Source organism: Marivita hallyeonensis, assembly GCF_900129875.1.
Taxonomy (GTDB): domain Bacteria; phylum Pseudomonadota; class Alphaproteobacteria; order Rhodobacterales; family Rhodobacteraceae; genus Marivita; species Marivita hallyeonensis.
The window spans coordinates 317,244-334,088 of sequence record NZ_FQXC01000004.1 but is presented as its reverse complement, the minus strand read 5'-3'; the positions used below and the strand labels follow the sequence as shown (position 1 = coordinate 334,088).

Annotated in this window: 14 protein-coding genes; 10 read left to right on the top strand and 4 right to left on the bottom strand. The window is 62.7% G+C overall.

Annotation, left to right across the window (positions count from 1 at the left end):
• Window positions 1–4: 4 nt before the first annotated feature.
• From BUA42_RS14535 to BUA42_RS14520, 4 genes are all read left to right on the top strand, one after another.
• Complete coding sequence (locus BUA42_RS14535) at window positions 5–1,213, top strand: beta-ketoacyl-[acyl-carrier-protein] synthase family protein (RefSeq protein WP_072778956.1); 1,209 nt, start codon at window positions 5–7, stop codon at window positions 1,211–1,213.
• A gap of 77 nt (window positions 1,214–1,290) precedes the next feature.
• The gene (locus BUA42_RS21210) at window positions 1,291–1,575 is read left to right on the top strand and encodes a barstar family protein (RefSeq protein WP_072778954.1); all 285 of its coding nucleotides are present in this window, start codon (window positions 1,291–1,293) and stop codon (window positions 1,573–1,575) included.
• Between the two features lie 527 nt (window positions 1,576–2,102).
• On the top strand, window positions 2,103–4,895 hold the full coding sequence (locus BUA42_RS14525; RefSeq protein WP_072778953.1) for a bifunctional [glutamate--ammonia ligase]-adenylyl-L-tyrosine phosphorylase/[glutamate--ammonia-ligase] adenylyltransferase: 2,793 nt from the start codon (window positions 2,103–2,105) through the stop codon (window positions 4,893–4,895).
• 3 nt (window positions 4,896–4,898) lie between these two features.
• Complete coding sequence (locus BUA42_RS14520) at window positions 4,899–5,162, top strand: hypothetical protein (protein ID WP_072778952.1); 264 nt, start codon at window positions 4,899–4,901, stop codon at window positions 5,160–5,162.
• A gap of 61 nt (window positions 5,163–5,223) precedes the next feature.
• Here the strand turns inward: BUA42_RS14520 and BUA42_RS14515 are convergent, their stop codons facing one another.
• The 3 genes from BUA42_RS14515 to BUA42_RS14505 form a co-directional block, all read right to left on the bottom strand.
• Window positions 5,224–5,721 (bottom strand): bactofilin family protein, encoded by a 498-nt coding sequence (locus BUA42_RS14515; protein WP_072778951.1) that lies wholly within the window; start codon window positions 5,719–5,721, stop codon window positions 5,224–5,226.
• Window positions 5,711–7,024: a M23 family metallopeptidase gene (locus BUA42_RS14510; protein ID WP_072778950.1), complete on the bottom strand. Its 1,314-nt coding sequence runs from the start codon at window positions 7,022–7,024 to the stop codon at window positions 5,711–5,713. The genes BUA42_RS14515 and BUA42_RS14510 overlap by 11 nt, the downstream gene beginning before the upstream one ends.
• 223 nt (window positions 7,025–7,247) lie before the next feature.
• Window positions 7,248–8,057 carry a ferritin-like domain-containing protein gene (locus BUA42_RS14505; RefSeq protein WP_072778949.1) on the bottom strand — a complete coding sequence of 270 codons (810 nt, stop codon included), beginning with the start codon at window positions 8,055–8,057 and terminating at the stop codon, window positions 7,248–7,250.
• 127 nt (window positions 8,058–8,184) lie between these two features.
• Here BUA42_RS14505 and BUA42_RS14500 point away from each other — a divergent pair, with 127 nt between their 5' ends.
• Window positions 8,185–8,706: a GNAT family N-acetyltransferase gene (locus tag BUA42_RS14500; RefSeq protein ID WP_072778948.1), complete on the top strand. Its 522-nt coding sequence runs from the start codon at window positions 8,185–8,187 to the stop codon at window positions 8,704–8,706.
• 120 nt (window positions 8,707–8,826) lie between these two features.
• On the opposite strand, the gene BUA42_RS14495 is transcribed toward BUA42_RS14500, so the two are convergent.
• Window positions 8,827–9,294, bottom strand: a complete 468-nt coding sequence (locus BUA42_RS14495) for a peroxiredoxin (protein ID WP_072778947.1) — start codon at window positions 9,292–9,294, stop codon at window positions 8,827–8,829.
• A gap of 82 nt (window positions 9,295–9,376) precedes the next feature.
• On the opposite strand from BUA42_RS14495, the gene BUA42_RS14490 reads away from it, so the two are divergent.
• The 5 genes from BUA42_RS14490 to BUA42_RS14470 all read left to right on the top strand — a co-directional run bounded on the left by BUA42_RS14490 (window position 9,377) and on the right by BUA42_RS14470 (window position 16,839).
• Window positions 9,377–12,670, top strand: a complete 3,294-nt coding sequence (locus tag BUA42_RS14490; protein WP_245819024.1) for a YhdP family protein — start codon at window positions 9,377–9,379, stop codon at window positions 12,668–12,670.
• A gap of 88 nt (window positions 12,671–12,758) precedes the next feature.
• Window positions 12,759–13,805 (top strand): tRNA preQ1(34) S-adenosylmethionine ribosyltransferase-isomerase QueA, encoded by a 1,047-nt coding sequence (gene queA / locus BUA42_RS14485; RefSeq protein WP_072778946.1) that lies wholly within the window; start codon window positions 12,759–12,761, stop codon window positions 13,803–13,805.
• 51 nt (window positions 13,806–13,856) lie between these two features.
• Complete coding sequence (locus BUA42_RS14480; RefSeq protein ID WP_072778945.1) at window positions 13,857–14,675, top strand: M48 family metalloprotease; 819 nt, start codon at window positions 13,857–13,859, stop codon at window positions 14,673–14,675.
• A gap of 167 nt (window positions 14,676–14,842) precedes the next feature.
• Window positions 14,843–16,132 carry an MFS transporter gene (locus BUA42_RS14475; RefSeq protein ID WP_072778944.1) on the top strand — a complete coding sequence of 430 codons (1,290 nt, stop codon included), beginning with the start codon at window positions 14,843–14,845 and terminating at the stop codon, window positions 16,130–16,132.
• Between the two features lie 128 nt (window positions 16,133–16,260).
• A complete protein-coding gene (locus tag BUA42_RS14470) occupies window positions 16,261–16,839 on the top strand; it encodes a DUF924 family protein (RefSeq protein ID WP_072778943.1) in 579 nt (192 codons plus the stop codon).
• Window positions 16,840–16,845 lie beyond the last annotated feature (6 nt).

Below are 16,845 nucleotides of genomic sequence, written 5' to 3'. Positions count from 1 at the left end.
CAACATGAAACGCGTCGTCATCACAGGGGCAGGGACGGTCAATGCACTCGGCCTCAATGTGCCGGATACTCTGGAGGCAATGCGCGAGGGACGTTGCGGCATCGGCCCTTTGTCGTTCCAGGACGTGGAGCGCCTGTCGATCCAGATCGGCGCGCAAGTACACGAATTCGATGAGACGGCGCATTTCAATCGCCAGCAATTGTCCCTCTATGACCGCTTCACCCAATTCACGCTGATCGCGGCCCGGGAAGCGCTGGCGCAGGCCGGGTTGGAGTTTTCGGGCGAATTGGCGGCGCGCTCGGGTGTTGTTCTTGGAAATTCCGGCGGCGGGATGACCACGCTCGACGAAAACTACCGCTCGGTCTACGAAGACGGCAAGAACCGGGTACATCCGTTCGTCGTCCCGAAACTCATGAACAACGCGGCCGCCAGTCATGTGTCGATGGAGTTCAATCTCAAGGGTCCGAGTTTCACCGTCTCAACCGCCTGCGCCTCGTCCAACCATGCCATGAGCCAGGCGTTCCAGATGGTGCACGGGGGTCTTGCCCCGGTGATGATCACCGGCGGGTCGGAATCGATGCTCTGTTTCGGGGGCGTCAAGGCATGGGAAGGGCTGCGCGTGATGTCCAAGGATGCCTGCCGTCCTTTCAGCGCCAACCGCAACGGCATGGTGCAGGGCGAAGGGGCCGGGGTGTTCGTGTTCGAAGATCACGACCATGCCACGGCGCGGGGCGCTGAGATCCTTGCGGAAGTCGTCGGGTTCGCCATGACCTCGGACGCCTCCGACATCGTCATGCCATCCAAGAACGGCGCTGCCCGTGCGATTGCCGGCGCCCTGCAGGATGCCAAACTCAACCCGGAGGAGGTGGGTTACATCAACGCGCACGGCACCGGAACGGCGGCGAATGACAAGACCGAATGCGCGGCGGTGGCGGATGTGTTTCGCGCCCATGCCGACAAGCTCATGATCTCATCGACCAAGGCGATGCACGGGCATTGCATCGGCGGCACCGGCGCCATCGAACTTCTCGCCTGCATCATGGCGGTGCGGGACGGTGTCATCGCCCCGACCATCGGATACGAGGAACCGGACCCGGAATGCGCGCTCGACGTGGTACCCAATGTGGCGAGAGACGCGAAGGTGCAGGTCGCCCTGTCCAACGCCTTTGCCTTCGGCGGGCTCAATTCCGTCCTGGCGCTCCGGCGGGTGTAGCCTGTGTGGTGAGCCCAAGGTTGAGTGGCGGCTTGGAGGCCATAGCCACAGCTTTCTGCATATGCGAATGTCGCCAGATGAAGTCTCTCAGAATAGATGTTTCGGATTGCAAATATGTCGACGATGTCTATGGGCGATTGCTTGCTATCTTGGACGCTCCGGAGTGGCATGGGCACAACTTAGATGCGCTATGGGACAGCATAACGAGCGATATCAATGGCTTATTGCCGCCATACTGCATCGAAGTGGTAGGATACAAAGACGTCCCAGAACCAGTCTCTGCGCTGCTGTCTCGTATTAAGGCTGTGTTTGAAGAAGCTCAGAAAGACGAAAACATTCGAGTCCAGCTTCGTTTTGGCTGAACGGCGGCTTTGTCCCGTCTTTCAGCCATTCGCCGAGATCCTGAGCGCACGCACGGTTTCCAACTCCTTAACGCCTCGCGCGGCATACCGCTGCCCACGATGCGCATCGAGCGGGAAGGGTCACTCCCATGCCGCGACACCTGAACTGACAGTCTCTTGTTCCCCGATCCGGGGCGACCATGAGAAACCGGTTTCATGAAGGCCTGCGAGGGCACAGGTCCCGGGGAATTCCCGGCAGATGAGAGAACCGTCAGGCCAAACGAGGCGGCGCCGCTTTTTCTCTTCACGTAACACATTCCGGGCTGAAGCCCGGCTTACAAGACATCGTTATCCTCGGGTGGACCCGACGGGTAACATTCCGCTTTGCCCGTCGGTCGGACACAGCTGTCTGACCGGCCACACGCCATGTCAGCGGAACCATTAGCGTCCGTCGTGCCTTGACGATCCCTCCTGCATCGACGGATCCACCTGCCAAGATCGCACGCAATCCCATTGCCATTTGCCCGAACGCGTGACCATCTTCCGCCATGAGTTTCGCAAAGCGCATCACCCGTTTGCCCCGTGCCTTTGAGCCCGATCACGGTGCCGACACGTTGCAGGCCGTGCCCTGGGCCAGCGGCGACATCGCGCTATTGATCGCGGGCACCGGCGGCTGCAGCCCGTATCTGAAATCCCTGATCGAGAAAGAAGGCGACTGGCTCGAAGGCGCGCTTGATGTGATGGACAGCGCGGTGCCACAGCTATGCGATGATCTCAGGGCCACCGCGCCCGATGCGCTGGCGGTCGCGCTGCGGCAAGCCAAACGCCGCGTTGCCCTGCTGACAGCGCTGGCCGACCTCGCCGGTGTCTGGCCGCTTGAAACCGTGACGCAAACACTCACGGATTTCGCGGACCTCTCGGTACACCTCGCGCTGCGCGCCACCATCGGGGCGGAAATCAAACGCGGCAAGCTGCCCGGTCAGACCGAAGACGATGCCGAGCAGGCTGGCGGCATGGTGGCCCTGGCGATGGGCAAGATGGGCGCGGGCGAGCTGAATTACAGCTCTGATGTCGATCTGATCTGCCTCTTTGACGAAACCCGCTTCGACCCGGACGCTTATCACGATGCCCGCGCCAGCTTTGTCCGTGCCACGCGCAAGATGTGCGCGATGCTGAGCGATCTGACGGGAGACGGCTACGTCTTTCGCACCGATCTGCGTCTGCGCCCGGACCCGGCGGTGACGCCGGTCTGCCTCGCCATGGAAGCGGCAGAGCGCTACTACGAAAGCCTCGGCCGCACGTGGGAACGTGCTGCATACATCAAGGCGCGTGCTTGCGCCGGTGACACCGCAGCCGGGGAACGATTCCTCAAGACGCTGACACCCTTCGTCTGGCGGAAGCACCTCGATTTCGCGGCCATTCAGGATGCGCATGACATGGTGCAGCGGATCAGGGATCATAAGGGATTGGGCGGCGCCATTACCCTGCCTGGCCACAACATGAAACTTGGCCGCGGCGGCATTCGGGAAATCGAGTTCTTCACCCAGACCCGCCAAATCATCGCAGGTGGACGCGATATGGACCTGCGTCTGCGTGGCACCGTTCCGGCGCTCGCCGTTCTGGCCGAAAAGGGCTGGGTGCCGAAAGACGTGGCGGACACGCTGACCGAACACTATCGCGCACACCGGGAGGTCGAACACCGTGTGCAGATGGTGCGCGACGCCCAGACCCACGATCTGCCGAAGTCACCCGAAGGCTTCGAACGGCTCGCGGCTTTCATGGGCACCGACCGAGACACGCTGGAGCGTCATTTGCGCGACCGGCTGGAAGAGGTGCACAGTCTGACAGAGGGCTTCTTCGGGGGTGACGCGGCACCAACGTCCGACGCACCTATCCCGGAAGCGCTGGCCAAGTCCGAGGTCGTCAGTCGCTGGCGCACCTATCCCGCGCTGCGATCCCAGCGTGGCAGCGGAATCTTCGAACGGCTCAAGCCCGACATCCTCAATCGCCTCGGAAAGACATCTGACCCGCAATCCGCGCTGTCTGCATTCGACGGGTTCCTCAGCGGTCTGCCCGCCGGGGTGCAGGTGTTTTCGCTGTTCGAGGCCAATCCGCAGCTCATCGACCTGCTGATCGACATCGTGGGTGTTTCACCAGAGCTTGCCCGCTACTTGTCGCGAAATGCAGGCGTGTTCGACGCTGTGATCGGGGGCGATTTCTTTGCGGACTGGCCGGGGGAGCAGAGCTTGCGCGCGTCCCTGTCGGATATCCTGTCGCGCGAGGCGGATTACGAGAACAAGCTCAACGCCGCGCGTCGCTGGGCAAAGGAATGGCATTTCCGTATCGGCGTGCATGTCTTGCGCGGCCTGATCGAGGCGGAAGAAGCCGGGGCGCAATATGCCGACCTCGCCGATGCGGTACTGGGCGCCATCGCCCCAGAGGTGCAGACGGAGTTCGCGCGCAAGCACGGCTCGCCACCGGGACGAGGCGCTGTGATCCTCGGGATGGGAAGCCTCGGGTCGCGGCGACTGCACGCGCAGTCGGACCTCGACCTGATCGTAATCTATGATCCCGGCGATGCCGAACTGTCGGACGGACGTCGCCCGCTGGCGCCGCGCCCTTATTACGCGCGCCTCACGCAGGCGATGATCACCGCAGTGACCGTCCCGATGGCCGAAGGCCGGCTTTACGAGATCGATATGCGCCTGCGCCCATCCGGCAACCAGGGTCCGGTCGCCACCAGCCTGCAGTCTTTCCGCGATTACCAGATGCATGAGGCCTGGGTCTGGGAACATCTTGCCCTGACACGCGCCCGCGTCGTCGCGCCAGCGGGGCCGCTTGGTGCGGATATTCAAGCCGTCCAATCAGACGTGCTTGCGTCCCCACGCGACTGGGACGGGGTGCTTGGCGAGGTGGCCGTCATGCGCAACCGGATCGCCGCGGCCAAGGGCGCGGGCGACCCGTGGGACCCAAAGCTGGGGCAGGGGCGGATGCAGGACATCGAACTTGTCGCCCAAGCCGCCGCGCTGCTGGCGGGTCGACCGTTGGGCGCGGTGCCGGATGCCTTGCAAAGCGGTGTGACCTGCGGCTGGCTCTCTTCCGAGACCGCGCAGCACTTAAGTCACACCTATACCCTGTGTTGGTCGCTCCAGCTCGGCGCGCGCTTGATCTCGGACACGACCGTCAGCCCGGACAACGACCGAAGTGCCGCGTCCGCATTCCTGTGCCGCATCACGAAGACCGAGAGCATCGACGCCCTGCGCGAAAAACTCACCATGTCGAGCGCCCGAGCGGCCGAATTGATCAACGCGGCCCTGCCGCCCATCGAGAAGGACAGTTGAGCCATGCGAAAAGGCGACGCTACGGATCCAAAAGGACTGATCGCGGAAGCTTTCAAGATTGACGGCATCACCTACGAGGAATGCCGCTCCATCTTCCTCGACTGGGCCTTGGCCGTTCCGGTGGATGCGGACAGTCAGTCACTGATCAAAACATTGCTCGACCGCCATCCAGAGGACGGCCACCCCATGCGCCAGGTGCTGGAAGAAGGCTTGGCGTCAATGAATGCGCCCAGACGAAGAGGCGGTTGGAAAGGGCGGAGAAGCTGATGTCGCCAGAAACGAAAAAGGCCGCCCGAAGGCGGCCTCTCTGTAATCAGTTAGCGTAGGTTTACCCGTTCGATGCGGCGGGTGCGGCTGCAACGGGCTTGGCTTTGCCGCCGTTCAGCGGGTCGTCTTGGCGCTGCACGGAACCTTCGAAATGCGCGCCGCTCTCGATAGCGATCGTCTTGTGGATGATGTCACCCTCAACCCGTGCGGTCGCGGTCAGGCGAACCTTGAGGCCACGCACGCGGCCAACGACACGGCCGTTGACGACGACGTCATCGGCGACCACTTCACCCTTGATCGTGGCGGTCTCGCCAACCGTCAAAAGATGCGCGCGGATGTCGCCCTCAACGGTGCCTTCGACATTGATGTCGCCGGTTGTCTTCAGGTTACCAGTGATGTGCAGGTCGTTCGACAGGATCGAAGCGGCAGGCTTCGCTTTCGGAGCCGATGCCTTGAATTCTGTGGGTGTGGGGCGCGGGGTGTCCGGCGTTGCCGGCTTGGATGCGCTGCTCTCATCGGCCTTGGGGCCGGGCTCATTGATTTTGCTTTTAGAAAACATCGTTTGCAGCCTTGATGTAGATCATGGGGTTGACAGGTTTGCCACCGACACGGACCTCGTAGTGGAGATGGGTGCCGGTAGAGCGTCCAGTGTTCCCCATAGCAGCAATTCTATCCCCGCGCGAGACCCTTTGGCCCTTCTTCACGTAGAGTTTCGAATTATGCGCGTAGCGGGTTTCGATGCCGAACTCGTGCTGGATTTTGACCAGCCTACCATATCCTGACTGCCAGCCCGCGAAGGTCACTACACCGTCCGCGGTTGAATAGATCGGCGTGCCGTGGGCGGCTGCAAAATCGGTGCCCGCATGCAGGCGGCCCCAGCGGTAGCCGAAGCCCGATGTAAAGCGGAACGAATCTTTCAGGGGCATCGCAAACGGCGCTTTCTCAGCCGCGATGCGGTACAGGTTCAACCGGTCCATCTGGTTCAGGATACGGTTGGCGCGCAACACGTCCTCGGACGGCTCTTCGCCGCGGGTCGAGAAGGTCAGCGGCATCAGCGGGCCGCCTTGGCCAGAATAGCCGCGCCGCACCTGGTTCAGGATGGTGTCGGGGTTCATGCCCGCTGCCTCGAACATCTTGTCGAGCGGTTTGACCGACACGGTCATCGCCTCTTCAAGCTGGCGGAAAATCGTGTCGTTCTTTTCCTGCATCAGGCGAATTTCGGTCGCCATCTCGTCCGCGCGGATCAGCGCATCCTGCGCATCCGCAACCACTTGATCGCGTTCTTCTGCCGTGCGGGCGAGGGCGGAGGACAGGAAGTCGAGCGTCGTAGTGTCGACCGCCCCGGCAGAGGCCAGTAGCGTATCGCCATTCTCAAGCTCGTCGCGCAGCGTCGCGAGTTCGGTGCGCACGTCCTCGCGCTCGCGGATGGCGTTACGAAGCTTCAGTTGAACCGCTTCAAGCCCGGTCTCCAGCTCTGCCATGCGGGTGTCGGCGTCAAGCAGCTTCGACTGCATCACCGACACTTGTTCCAGCGCGCTGTTGAACCGCTCATGCGCTGCGATCGCTTCAGCGGCGCGGGCGTCGCGCTCGTTGGACAGGATGTTCAGGCGCAGCTGGTAGGTTTCCAGATCGCGCTTCGCCTGCTCGCGGAAATTGCCGGACCCGATGGAGTCCATCAGCAGAACGGCAGTGGCGATGATGGTCCACGCCACGACAAGGGATGCGCCCCCGAAGGCCATAGCCTGTGTGCTGGATTTCAGACGGATGAAACGGGTGTCTGTGTCGGATCGCAGAAATAGGCGGCGCTCCGGAAATAGTCGTTCGAGTATGCCATGCAGTTTGATCGCAAGTCGCGTGCGCACCTGTATGTCCCCTAATCCCGTCCCATTTTTCGCGCCCTCAAGCCCCAACTCCGAGCGCGTTCTGTTACGGCATTAAAGTCACATTCAGAAATTGGCAACATTTTTGGACCAGTGAGTCGAGACCTCGGGCGATCTGTTGCCTGACCGGCAAGATTTCGCCGATACGGCCGATCGGTATCGGGGGCAACCCCTGCAAAACTCATCAAAATCGGCGGTTTTCAACCTAAACGCTCTCTGTCAGCGGCCAGTAGAAGTCGGGTGGCAAGCCGGCCTCAGCGCGTTTTTCTTCGTTGAAGGGCGGCTTCAACGCACCTTTGAAGTAGGTGCGGACAAGGGCGTGGAAGGCGTCTTTCGGGTCTTTCTCGTGCCGCCCGCAAAGGAAGTGAAACCACTTCGACCCATAGGCCACGTGCCCGACTTCCTCGGCATAGATGGTCTCCAGCGCTGCCACCGCGCTGGTCGCATCCGCCTTGCGGAAGACTTCGATCATGCCGGGCGTCACGTCCAGGCCGCGTGCTTCAAGCACCATTGGCACCACGGCCAGACGTCCCATGAAGTCTTCTGCCGTGTCTTCGGCCGCGCGCCACATCCCGGCGTGGGCGGGCAGGTCGCCGTAGTAGCTGCCCATCTCTTCGAGGCAGTCGCACATCAGGTTGAAGTGCTTCGACTCCTCGTCCGCCGCCTTCACCCAGTCGTCGTAAAAGCCGAGGGGCATCTGAACATGCGCAAAGCGGGGGATGATATCCCAATGCAGATCGACCGCGTTCAACTCGATATGCGCCACGGCATGCAAAAGTGCGATCCGGCCCTGCGGACTGCCCGGTTTGCGTTTTGGCACGTCGCGCGGGTCAAGCAGTTTCGGTTCGTCGGGGCGCGCCGGCCGCAAGGGCGGGTTTGCCGTTCCGATGGCAATCGGCGTGTCGGTGTCTCGGGCCACGAACCACTGCGCGGCATAGTCCCGTGACTTGGCCGTCTTCTCTCGCCCGTCTGCAGTGGTCAGAACGTCCACTGCCATGTCGCAAAGTGTTGTCATGCGCCCGTCTTCGCGCGCAACGTGGCGGACTGCAAGACCACGTCGCGTCTTCTTCGGTGCGCCAAGCGCGACCGTTCTCTATAATGACCTCACCCGGACCCCGGGTTCGCGTCCGGAAAGGAATCCGATGAAACAACTCACGACCGCACCCACGCTGAAAACTGAGCGGTTGGTTTTGCGTGGACCGGAACAGAGTGATCTACCAGCGTTCACCCGGTTCATGACCAGTGCCCCGTCGCTGCAAGCGCAGGACGAGACAGTCACGGCAGAGCAGGCCTGGTTCGGGTATCTTGCCGGGATTGGCCACTGGCATTGGCACGGCTTCGGCTTCTTCGTGGTGGTGGAACAGCTGACTGGGGATCCCGTTGGCCGGGTGGGCCTGATCAAGCATTCCAACTGGCCGGACGTGGAATTGGCATGGCATCTGTTCGAAGGCGCAGAGGGAAAAGGCTATGCGACCGAAGCGGCGAAGGCCGTCAAGACATGGGCGTCCGAGGACCTAGGGTTGGACAGGCTCTACAGCTACATCGACCAACAGAACACGCGGTCACAGGCTGTCGCAAAAAGGCTTGGTGCCGTGACCGACGGAGCGCGCGCTCCGCATGAGCCCGAGGCGGAAGTGTGGGTTCATGCGATGAACAGCACTTGAGGCGAGCGGGTCAGGACGCGTAAAACAGCTTCTTGGGAGGGGGTCGTTTCACGAGCCTCAACTCGCACCCGTTAGGGCGCGCGCCAGTGGAATCCGGCGCGGCCCGATCCGAGACGCGGGCTAGAGCGCTTTCGCCGCTTCCAGAACCTCTTCGGCATGCCCCGGCACCTTGACCTTGCGCCACTCCTTGGCAATGCGGCCTTCGGCGTCGATCAGGAAGGTCGAGCGTTCGATCCCCATGTACTTCTTGCCGTACATGTTCTTTTCCTTCCACACGCCGAAATCCTCGGATGCGGTCCCGTTCTCATCCGACAGAAGCGGCACGGTCAGCGATTTCTTCGCCATGAATTTCTCGTGACTTGCCAGACTGTCCTTGGAAATCCCGAAAACGCGCACGCCGATCTTCTCGAAATCGCCTTGCAGGGCCGTGAAGGCTTCGTTTTCCTTGGTGCAGCCCGATGTGTCGTCACGCGGATAGAAGAACAGGACGACGGGTGTGCCACGCAGGGCAGACAGGGTGATTTCGGCCTCGTCCGCGCCCTCTACTGGCAGAGTGAAGTCGGGGGCCAATTCCAGTGTATCGCTCATGGCGTGTTCCTCTAAAATGGGTGCAACGATCACGGCGGTCAGCCGTTATTGCCAAGGGTAATGCAAAAGGACGTCGCTTCCAGTGACATCGACCGAAACAGAAACCCCCAAAGTGCCGAAAAAGCGCAAACGGCGGCTGCTGGCATGGACGCTCGGTGTTTTTGCGTCGCTGATCCTGGCGGTGCTCGTCGCGGGCTGGGCGATGGTGGGCCGGTCTGTGTCCGCACCGGACTGGGTGCGTGACACCGTCGAGCTGCGCTTGGCCGAGTCTCTGCCCGGATTTCGGGTGCTGTTCGGGGATGTCCAGCTCAGGCTCGAACCGGATGGCCGCGCCCGGATCATCCTTTTGGATGTGGACGTGAAAACCGCGTCAGGCGGTCCGGTGGCGGTGCTGTCCGACGTAGAGATCGGGCTGGCCCTGCACGACCTCGCACGTCGTAGTCTGGTTCTGCGCCATCTTGGCGTGAGCGGCGCTTTCGTGACGCTGAAGCGGGATCGTTCCGGGCGGCTTGGTCTCGCGCTTGGTGATGCGTTCGTCCTGGACGGGGACGCGCCCGACGTGCCGACCATCGTTTCGCACATCGACCGGCTGCTGGAGGACCCGCGCCTGTCGCGTTTGCGCAGTGTGGAGGCCAGCGCCCTGACGCTCCGCTTCGAAGATGTCCGCGCACGGCGGGGCTGGACGGTGGACGGTGGACGTCTGCGTCTCACGCGTGACCGCGACGACGTGCGGTTGTCCGGCGATTTCGCCCTGCTGGGCGGCGGGGCGACGGCGACCACGCTGCAGCTCAACGCGTCCTCCGTCATCGGTCAGACAGACGTTGCCTTCGGCATGACCCTTACCGACATGCCGTCTCAGGATATCGCGACGCAGGGACCGGCACTGGCATGGCTCGGTGCCTTGCGCGCCCCGATCTCCGGCGCCTTGCGCGCGACGATGCGCGAGGACGGAACGCTGGGTGTGTTGAATGCGACCCTGCAGATCGGTGAAGGCGTTGTGCAACCAACGCCCGACACGCCACCGATCCCGTTCACCTCGGCCCGCAGCTATTTCACCTTCGACCCGCAAGCCGAACAGATCCGCTTTTCGGAACTGTCTTTCGACAGCGCGCTCGGTCGTGCCGTGGCTGACGGGCGGGCGACGCTCGCCGGGCTGCGCGACGGGGTTCCGTCGGAAATGATCGGACAGGTGCGGTTCAGCACGCTGGAGGCCGCGCCGGACACGCTGTTCGAAAATGCTTTGAGCCTCGACCGGGCAGAGCTTGATTTCCGTCTGCGTCTTGACCCGTTCGAGGTCGATCTCGGGCGGCTCTGGGTCGATGATCCGCAGGTCCCGGTACGTCTGTCCGGTCGTGTCACCGCGACAGAGGCGGCGTGGCGCTACGGGTTGGATGGCACCGTCGGGCGCGTATCACCAGAGGCGTTGCTGCGCCTCTGGCCCACCGCGCTTGCACCCCGCACGCGCCAGTGGGTCGCGGAAAATGTGCAGGGAGGCGCGATTACCAAGGGTCAGTTCGCCCTGCGTTCGCAAGAGGACGCGCGGCCACTGATCTACCTCAACGCGGCGTTCGAAAATGCGCAGGTGCGGTACGCGCGCACGCTGCCGGTGGTGACGGACGGGACCGGTACGCTGACCCTGAACGGCAACCGGTTTGCGGTGCGGGTGTCCGCCGGTCAGGTCACGCCACAGCAGGGCGGTGCGATCGGCGTGGCGGGCAGCACGTTCGTTATCCCTGACACGCGGCAACGTCCGGCCGAAGGCCAACTCAGGCTGCAAGGCGAGGGTGAGATCGAGGCGCTACTGTCATTTCTCGACAGCCCGCGTCTCGAGATCATGCAAAAGGCCAATCGTCCGGTGGATATCCTGTCCGGGCGCGTGGCGTTTGACGGCAGCCTCGACTTGCCGCTGCGGCGCGGGTTGCGCCTACCGGACATGGCGCTGGATTTTCGCGGTCGCGCCACGGATGTCTCAAGCGACGCCATCGTGCCCAACCGCAACCTGACGGCGCGCGCCCTGGACGTGCAGATCAACAATCGCGCGTTGCGGGTGTCCGGGCAGGCGGAGTTGTCCGGTGTTCCGTTCGAAGGCAGCTGGACCTTGCCGATCCCGGAACCCGGCACGCCGGTGTCGGGCAGCCGCGTGGAAGGGGTCGTCACCCTGTCCGATGCTGCGGCGCGGTCCTTTGGCGTCGCTCTGCCGCCCGGAACGATCTCCGGCAGTGGTCCGGCGGACCTTGTCGTGGCGCTCGATCGGGGTGCGCCGCCCCGGTTTGAGCTCACGTCGCGGCTCGACGGGATCGGCGTGACCATCGCGCCGGTGCAATGGTCCCTGTCGCGCGGGCAGACAGGTCTGCTTGAGGTCGCGGGTGTGCTCGACCGGCCCGCCAGGGTGGATGTGTTGGCGCTGTCCGGCCCCGGTCTGGAGGCGCGCGGGTCCGTGCGATTGAACGCCAACGGGTCGCTTGCCTCGGTCGATCTCGACCGCGTGCGGGTTGGCGCGTGGCTCGATGCGCCGGTCACGTTGCGTGGCCGGGGCGCGGGCGTGCCGCCTGCCGTGCAGATCAACGGTGGCCGGATTGACCTCAGGTCTGCACCTTTCGGGCGCGGCACGGGCGGCGGCGGGTCACGGGCAACAGTGCCTTTGGCGCTGGCCCTCGACAGTTTGCAGGTGTCGAACAACATCCGCCTATCCGACTTCCGCGCGGACCTACAGTCATCCTCGGGGTTGGCGGGGTCCTTCAGCGCCAACATCAACGGCTCGGCCCCCATCGTGGGTGAAGCAGTGCCGCAGAATTCGGGCACAGCGTTTCGCATTCGCTCAGACAACGCGGGTCGGGTGATCCGCGAGGCCGGATTGCTCAAGACCGTGGCAGGGGGCAGCCTGACGCTGGCGCTGGCCCCGGTCTCGGGCCGTCCGGGCAGCTATGATGGTGTGCTCGAGGTTGCCAATGCGCGGCTGCGCGATGCGCCGGGGATTGCCTCATTGCTCGATGCGATCAGCATTGTGGGCTTGCTCGATCAGCTCGAAGGCCCGGGGATCCTTTTCACCGATGTTCAGGCGCGCTTTCGCCTGACGCCTGACCGACTGATCCTGACGGAATCGAGCGCGACCGGACCTTCGATGGGGATATCGATGGACGGCATCTACAATCTGACCACCAGCACGCTCGATTTTCAGGGCGTTCTGTCTCCGATCTACTTCCTGAACGGCATCGGCAGTATCTTCACCCGCCGGGGCGAGGGCCTGATCGGGTTCAATTTCACACTCGGCGGTCCGGCAAGTGATCCGCAGGTCGGTGTGAACCCGCTCTCGGCGCTGACACCGGGCATGTTCCGTGAGATTTTCCGCCGTCCACCGCCCAACCCCGGCGAATGAGGGTCGTGCGCGTGCGACGCGTCAGGCTTTTGCTTGTTCCGCGATTTGACTAGACCGAAGCAAGACCATTCAGCCCGGAGTCCGACCCATGAAGCTCAGTGATTTCGATTTCGACCTGCCGGATGACCTGATAGCGACGCGCCCGGCCTCGCCACGGTCATCGGCCCGCCTCCTGCATGCCGAGGCCGGGGGCATCGCCGACCGGATCGTCAGCGACTTGCCTGAGATCCTGCGTCCAAGCGACCGGCTGATCCTGAACGATACGCGCGTCATCCCGGCGCGGCTTTTCGGTGTGCGCAAACGGTCAGGCGAGGCCGGACCGTCCGAAGCCAAGATCGAGGTCACTCTGCTTGAACCACAGGCGAACGGGTCGTGGTCCGCTTTGGTGAAGCCGCTGAAGAAGGTGAAGGACGGGGAGACGATCACGTTCTCACCCGACCTGTCGGCCCGTGTCGACAGCCGCGCCGAAGGGCAGGCCTTCCTGCGCTTCAACTTGACCGGAGAGGATTTTGACAATGCGCTGGCCCATGCCGGTGCCATGCCCTTGCCCCCCTACATCGCCGCCAAGCGGCACGCCGATGACCGGGACAAGGAAGACTACCAGACGATCTGGGCCCGCAACGCGGGTGCGGTTGCGGCACCGACGGCGTCGCTACATTTCGACGAGGCACTGGTGGCCGCGCTGAAGGCGCGCGGGGTGGGTATGACCTTTGTGACGCTCCATGTGGGGGCGGGGACGTTCCTGCCCGTGAAGGTCGAAGACGTGACCACGCACAAGATGCACGCCGAATGGGGACACGTTTCGGAAGACGCCGCCGCCGAGATTCGCGCGACCAAGGCCGCCGGCGGACGGATCATCCCGGTGGGCACCACTGCACTCCGCCTCATCGAAAGCGCCGCGCGGGACGAAGGGATCGCGCCGTGGGAAGGCGACACCGACATCTTTATCTATCCGGGGTTCGAATTCCGCGTGACGGACGGGTTGATGACGAATTTCCACCTGCCGAAATCGACGCTGATGATGCTCGTCTCCGCGCTCATGGGGCAGGAGCGCATTAGGGAAATCTACGCACACGCCATTGCCGAACGCTACCGCTTCTTTTCGTATGGTGACAGTTCGCTACTCATTCCATGATGTGGCGCGCGGGTCCATAAAATCCGCACAATCGTTTGCTAGCGGCGGACTATGGACCGTCGCGACAGACCTCAGATCGACAAACTGCTGCGCGGCATCGCGACCGGGCATGTGGAAACGGTGCGCGATGCGTGGCGTGATCTATTGCAGGATTCAGACAACGCTGTTCCTGAAGTGCTCGCCAAACTCGCCAGCCCTGCCTGGACAGACACCTCCGTCGGTCCGCGCGCGCAATACTTTGGGGTCCTGCTTGCGTTGCTTGATGCGCTCGACCCCGAGGCGTTCCGTCAAGAGAGTCTGCGACTGTCGAAGACGCCCCTGCATCCGCTGCATCGCAAGACACTGACACTGTTGTCCAAGCGCCTGACCGAGGAACCGGCGGCACACCTGAACGAGCGGCTACCGGTCTTTGTCGCCTCCGATATCGATGACCCTCATGGCGTCGTCACGGCGGTGTCGCGATGGGCCAGGACGCGCGGTCTTGATCTGGATGGGGTTGCCCGTGTCGATGTCATGCCTGCCGATCCGTCGCTCGACTACCTTGGCCTTTATAACCTCTTCTTTTCGAACATCATCCTGACTTGGCCCGCGCAGTCACCGCGCGGTCCGCGTCGCTGGTGGCAAAGGTTTCGCACCGAGTTCACCTTTTATCACGAGGTCGGGCATCACGCCTGCGGACATCTCGAAGGCGGCACCGTGGCCGACCAAGAGGCAGAGGCCGACGCCTATGCCGCAAAGATGATGCGGCGGGCACATCCGGTCTTGGCCGCGTTGGCATTTGTCCTCGTGAAGCCATTTGCGATTGTGCTGAAGCGGCTCCTTCGACCGTCCGAAGGGACAAGCATCCGAGAGCCGCATCCCGCTGAATAATTGCGCGCCCTGACAGGTCCGGTCGTCGACGCGGTAAACGCGCAACGGCGCTTTCAGACATTCTTCCGAAAAAAGTCGCCCATGTGATTGCGCCTGTCGTTTTGCGCAATTAGCCGGGATTGAAACCATGCGACGTGGCGCGCAGCCTCAACGGGAAAGGCCCGGCGATGATTACCGTTTTCAAAACGTCCTGGCCGCTGTTGCTCGGCATGCTTCTTCTGATGCTTGGCAACGGTTTGCAGGGCTCGCTTCTCGGTGTGCGCGGTCCCGGTCTGGGCTTTTCGTCGCTTGAGATGTCGCTCGTCATGTCGGCGTATTTCGCGGGCTTCCTCATCGCGTCCCGCGTCACGCCAAACATGATCCGGCGCGTGGGCCACGTGCGGGTGTTTGCTGCGCTTGGATCGCTTGTATCCGCCGCGCTGCTGCTGTTCCCTTCCGTGCAGGACCCAATGGCCTGGGTACTGGGCCGCGTGGTAATCGGGTTCTGCTTCTGCGGCGTCTACGTGACGGCGGAAAGTTGGCTCAACAACGCGTCGACCAATGAAACGCGCGGGCAGGCGCTTTCGGCGTACATGATCGTGCAGATGCTGGGCGTGATCATCGCGCAGGGGCTGCTTGTGTTGCCGGACCCGTCCGGATTCCTTCTGTTCATCGTGCCGTCGGTGCTCGTCTCCATCGCCTTTGCGCCGATCCTTTTGTCGATCTCGCCGACACCGGCCTTCGAGAGCACGAAGCCGATGAGCCTACGCGAACTCTTCCACACGTCACCGCTTGGGTTTGTCGGCATGTTCCTGATGGGCAGCGTCTTTGCCGCGCAGTTCGGCATGGCTGCGGTCTACGCGACCCAGGCGGGTCTCACCCTTGGTCAGATCCCGTTCTTCACCGCCGCGTTCTACGTTGGCGCGCTGCTGTTCCAGTATCCGATTGGCTGGATTTCGGACCGGTCCGACCGGCGCGTTCTGGTGGCGATTTCGGCGGGGATCGCGGGGCTGGCCTCGCTCACGGGGATGCTGTTCGGCGGGAACTATTACATCCTGCTCGCGTCGGCCTTCCTGATCGGAGGGCTGTCGAACCCGCTTTATTCCCTGCTCATCGCCTATACCAACGACTTCCTGCAGCACGAAGATATGGCGGCGGCCTCGGCCGGGTTGCTGTTTGTGAACGGGTTGGGGGCCATCGCCGGACCTCTGGTCATTGGCTACGCCATGCAAGCGTTCGGTCCGCCGGGGTTCTTCATCCTTCTGTCCGTGGTTCTGCTGCTGCTGACGGCCTACGCGATCTACCGGATGACCCAGCGCCCGGCACCCACGGTGGATGAAACAAGCGCCTACCAGACAATGATGCCGACCGCGACGCCGGTTTCCATGGAGGTGGCGCAGGAATGGGCGATCGAAACCGCCGAAGCCGAAGCAGAGGCCCATTTGGCGGAAGACAAGGACAGGTCATCCGCCGCATAGGGGCGTGGCCGAAAGGCCGCGCTCGCGCCGTGTGTCGGCCCTGACATTAAATGTGACTGTCTGACCTACATTTTCTTGTTTAGCGTTCATACCTTGTTGGAAGGCCGCGATAGTCTGGAGTACACGCCATGGTCACGCCTGAAGATGTTCTGGAATTCTGGCTGGACGAGATCGGGCCAGAACGGTGGTACAAGGCGTCAGACGACCTTGACCAGCAGATCCGCGACCGGTTCGAAGCGGCCTGGAATGGCGCCATGGAAGGTCGCTACGCGCTCTGGCTGACCTATCCCAGCGGTACACTGGCCTACATCATCCTGTTGGATCAGTTTTCGCGGAACATGTTTCGTGGCACGGGCAAAGCCTTTGCGTCGGACAAGTTCGCCCTCGCCGCCGCGAAGCAGGCGATCGGCAAGAACTGGGACATGAAGATCGACGAACCCGCGCGCCAGTTCTTCTATATGCCGCTCATGCACTCGGAAAACCTTTGCGATCAGGACCGCTGTGTGCGGCTGATGCTGGAGCGCATGCCGAAAGAAGGCGAGAGCAACCTTCTGCACGCCCGCGCGCATCGTGAGGTCATTCGCAGTTTCGGTCGCTTCCCCTATCGCAACGACGCACTGTCGCGGCACTCGACCCCGCAGGAACTCAGATATGTCGAAGGCGGCGGTTACGGGTCGACAGTTGAAGAACTGAAAAAGGCCGGGTAGCGTTCC

Excerpts from the sequence above, each read along its gene's own strand:
- BUA42_RS14535 (WP_072778956.1), top strand. The coding sequence starts at position 5 with ATGAAACGCGTCGTCATCACAGGGGCAGGGACGGTCAATGCACTCGGC.
- BUA42_RS21210 (WP_072778954.1), top strand. The coding sequence starts at position 1,291 with ATGAAGTCTCTCAGAATAGATGTTTCGGATTGCAAATATGTCGACGAT.
- BUA42_RS14525 (WP_072778953.1), top strand. The coding sequence starts at position 2,103 with ATGAGTTTCGCAAAGCGCATCACCCGTTTGCCCCGTGCCTTTGAGCCC.
- BUA42_RS14520 (WP_072778952.1), top strand. The coding sequence starts at position 4,899 with ATGCGAAAAGGCGACGCTACGGATCCAAAAGGACTGATCGCGGAAGCT.
- BUA42_RS14515 (WP_072778951.1), bottom strand. The coding sequence starts at position 5,721 with ATGTTTTCTAAAAGCAAAATCAATGAGCCCGGCCCCAAGGCCGATGAG.
- BUA42_RS14505 (WP_072778949.1), bottom strand. The coding sequence starts at position 8,057 with ATGACAACACTTTGCGACATGGCAGTGGACGTTCTGACCACTGCAGAC.
- BUA42_RS14500 (WP_072778948.1), top strand. The coding sequence starts at position 8,185 with ATGAAACAACTCACGACCGCACCCACGCTGAAAACTGAGCGGTTGGTT.
- BUA42_RS14495 (WP_072778947.1), bottom strand. The coding sequence starts at position 9,294 with ATGAGCGATACACTGGAATTGGCCCCCGACTTCACTCTGCCAGTAGAG.
- queA (WP_072778946.1), top strand. The coding sequence starts at position 12,759 with ATGAAGCTCAGTGATTTCGATTTCGACCTGCCGGATGACCTGATAGCG.
- BUA42_RS14480 (WP_072778945.1), top strand. The coding sequence starts at position 13,857 with ATGGACCGTCGCGACAGACCTCAGATCGACAAACTGCTGCGCGGCATC.
- BUA42_RS14475 (WP_072778944.1), top strand. The coding sequence starts at position 14,843 with ATGATTACCGTTTTCAAAACGTCCTGGCCGCTGTTGCTCGGCATGCTT.
- BUA42_RS14470 (WP_072778943.1), top strand. The coding sequence starts at position 16,261 with ATGGTCACGCCTGAAGATGTTCTGGAATTCTGGCTGGACGAGATCGGG.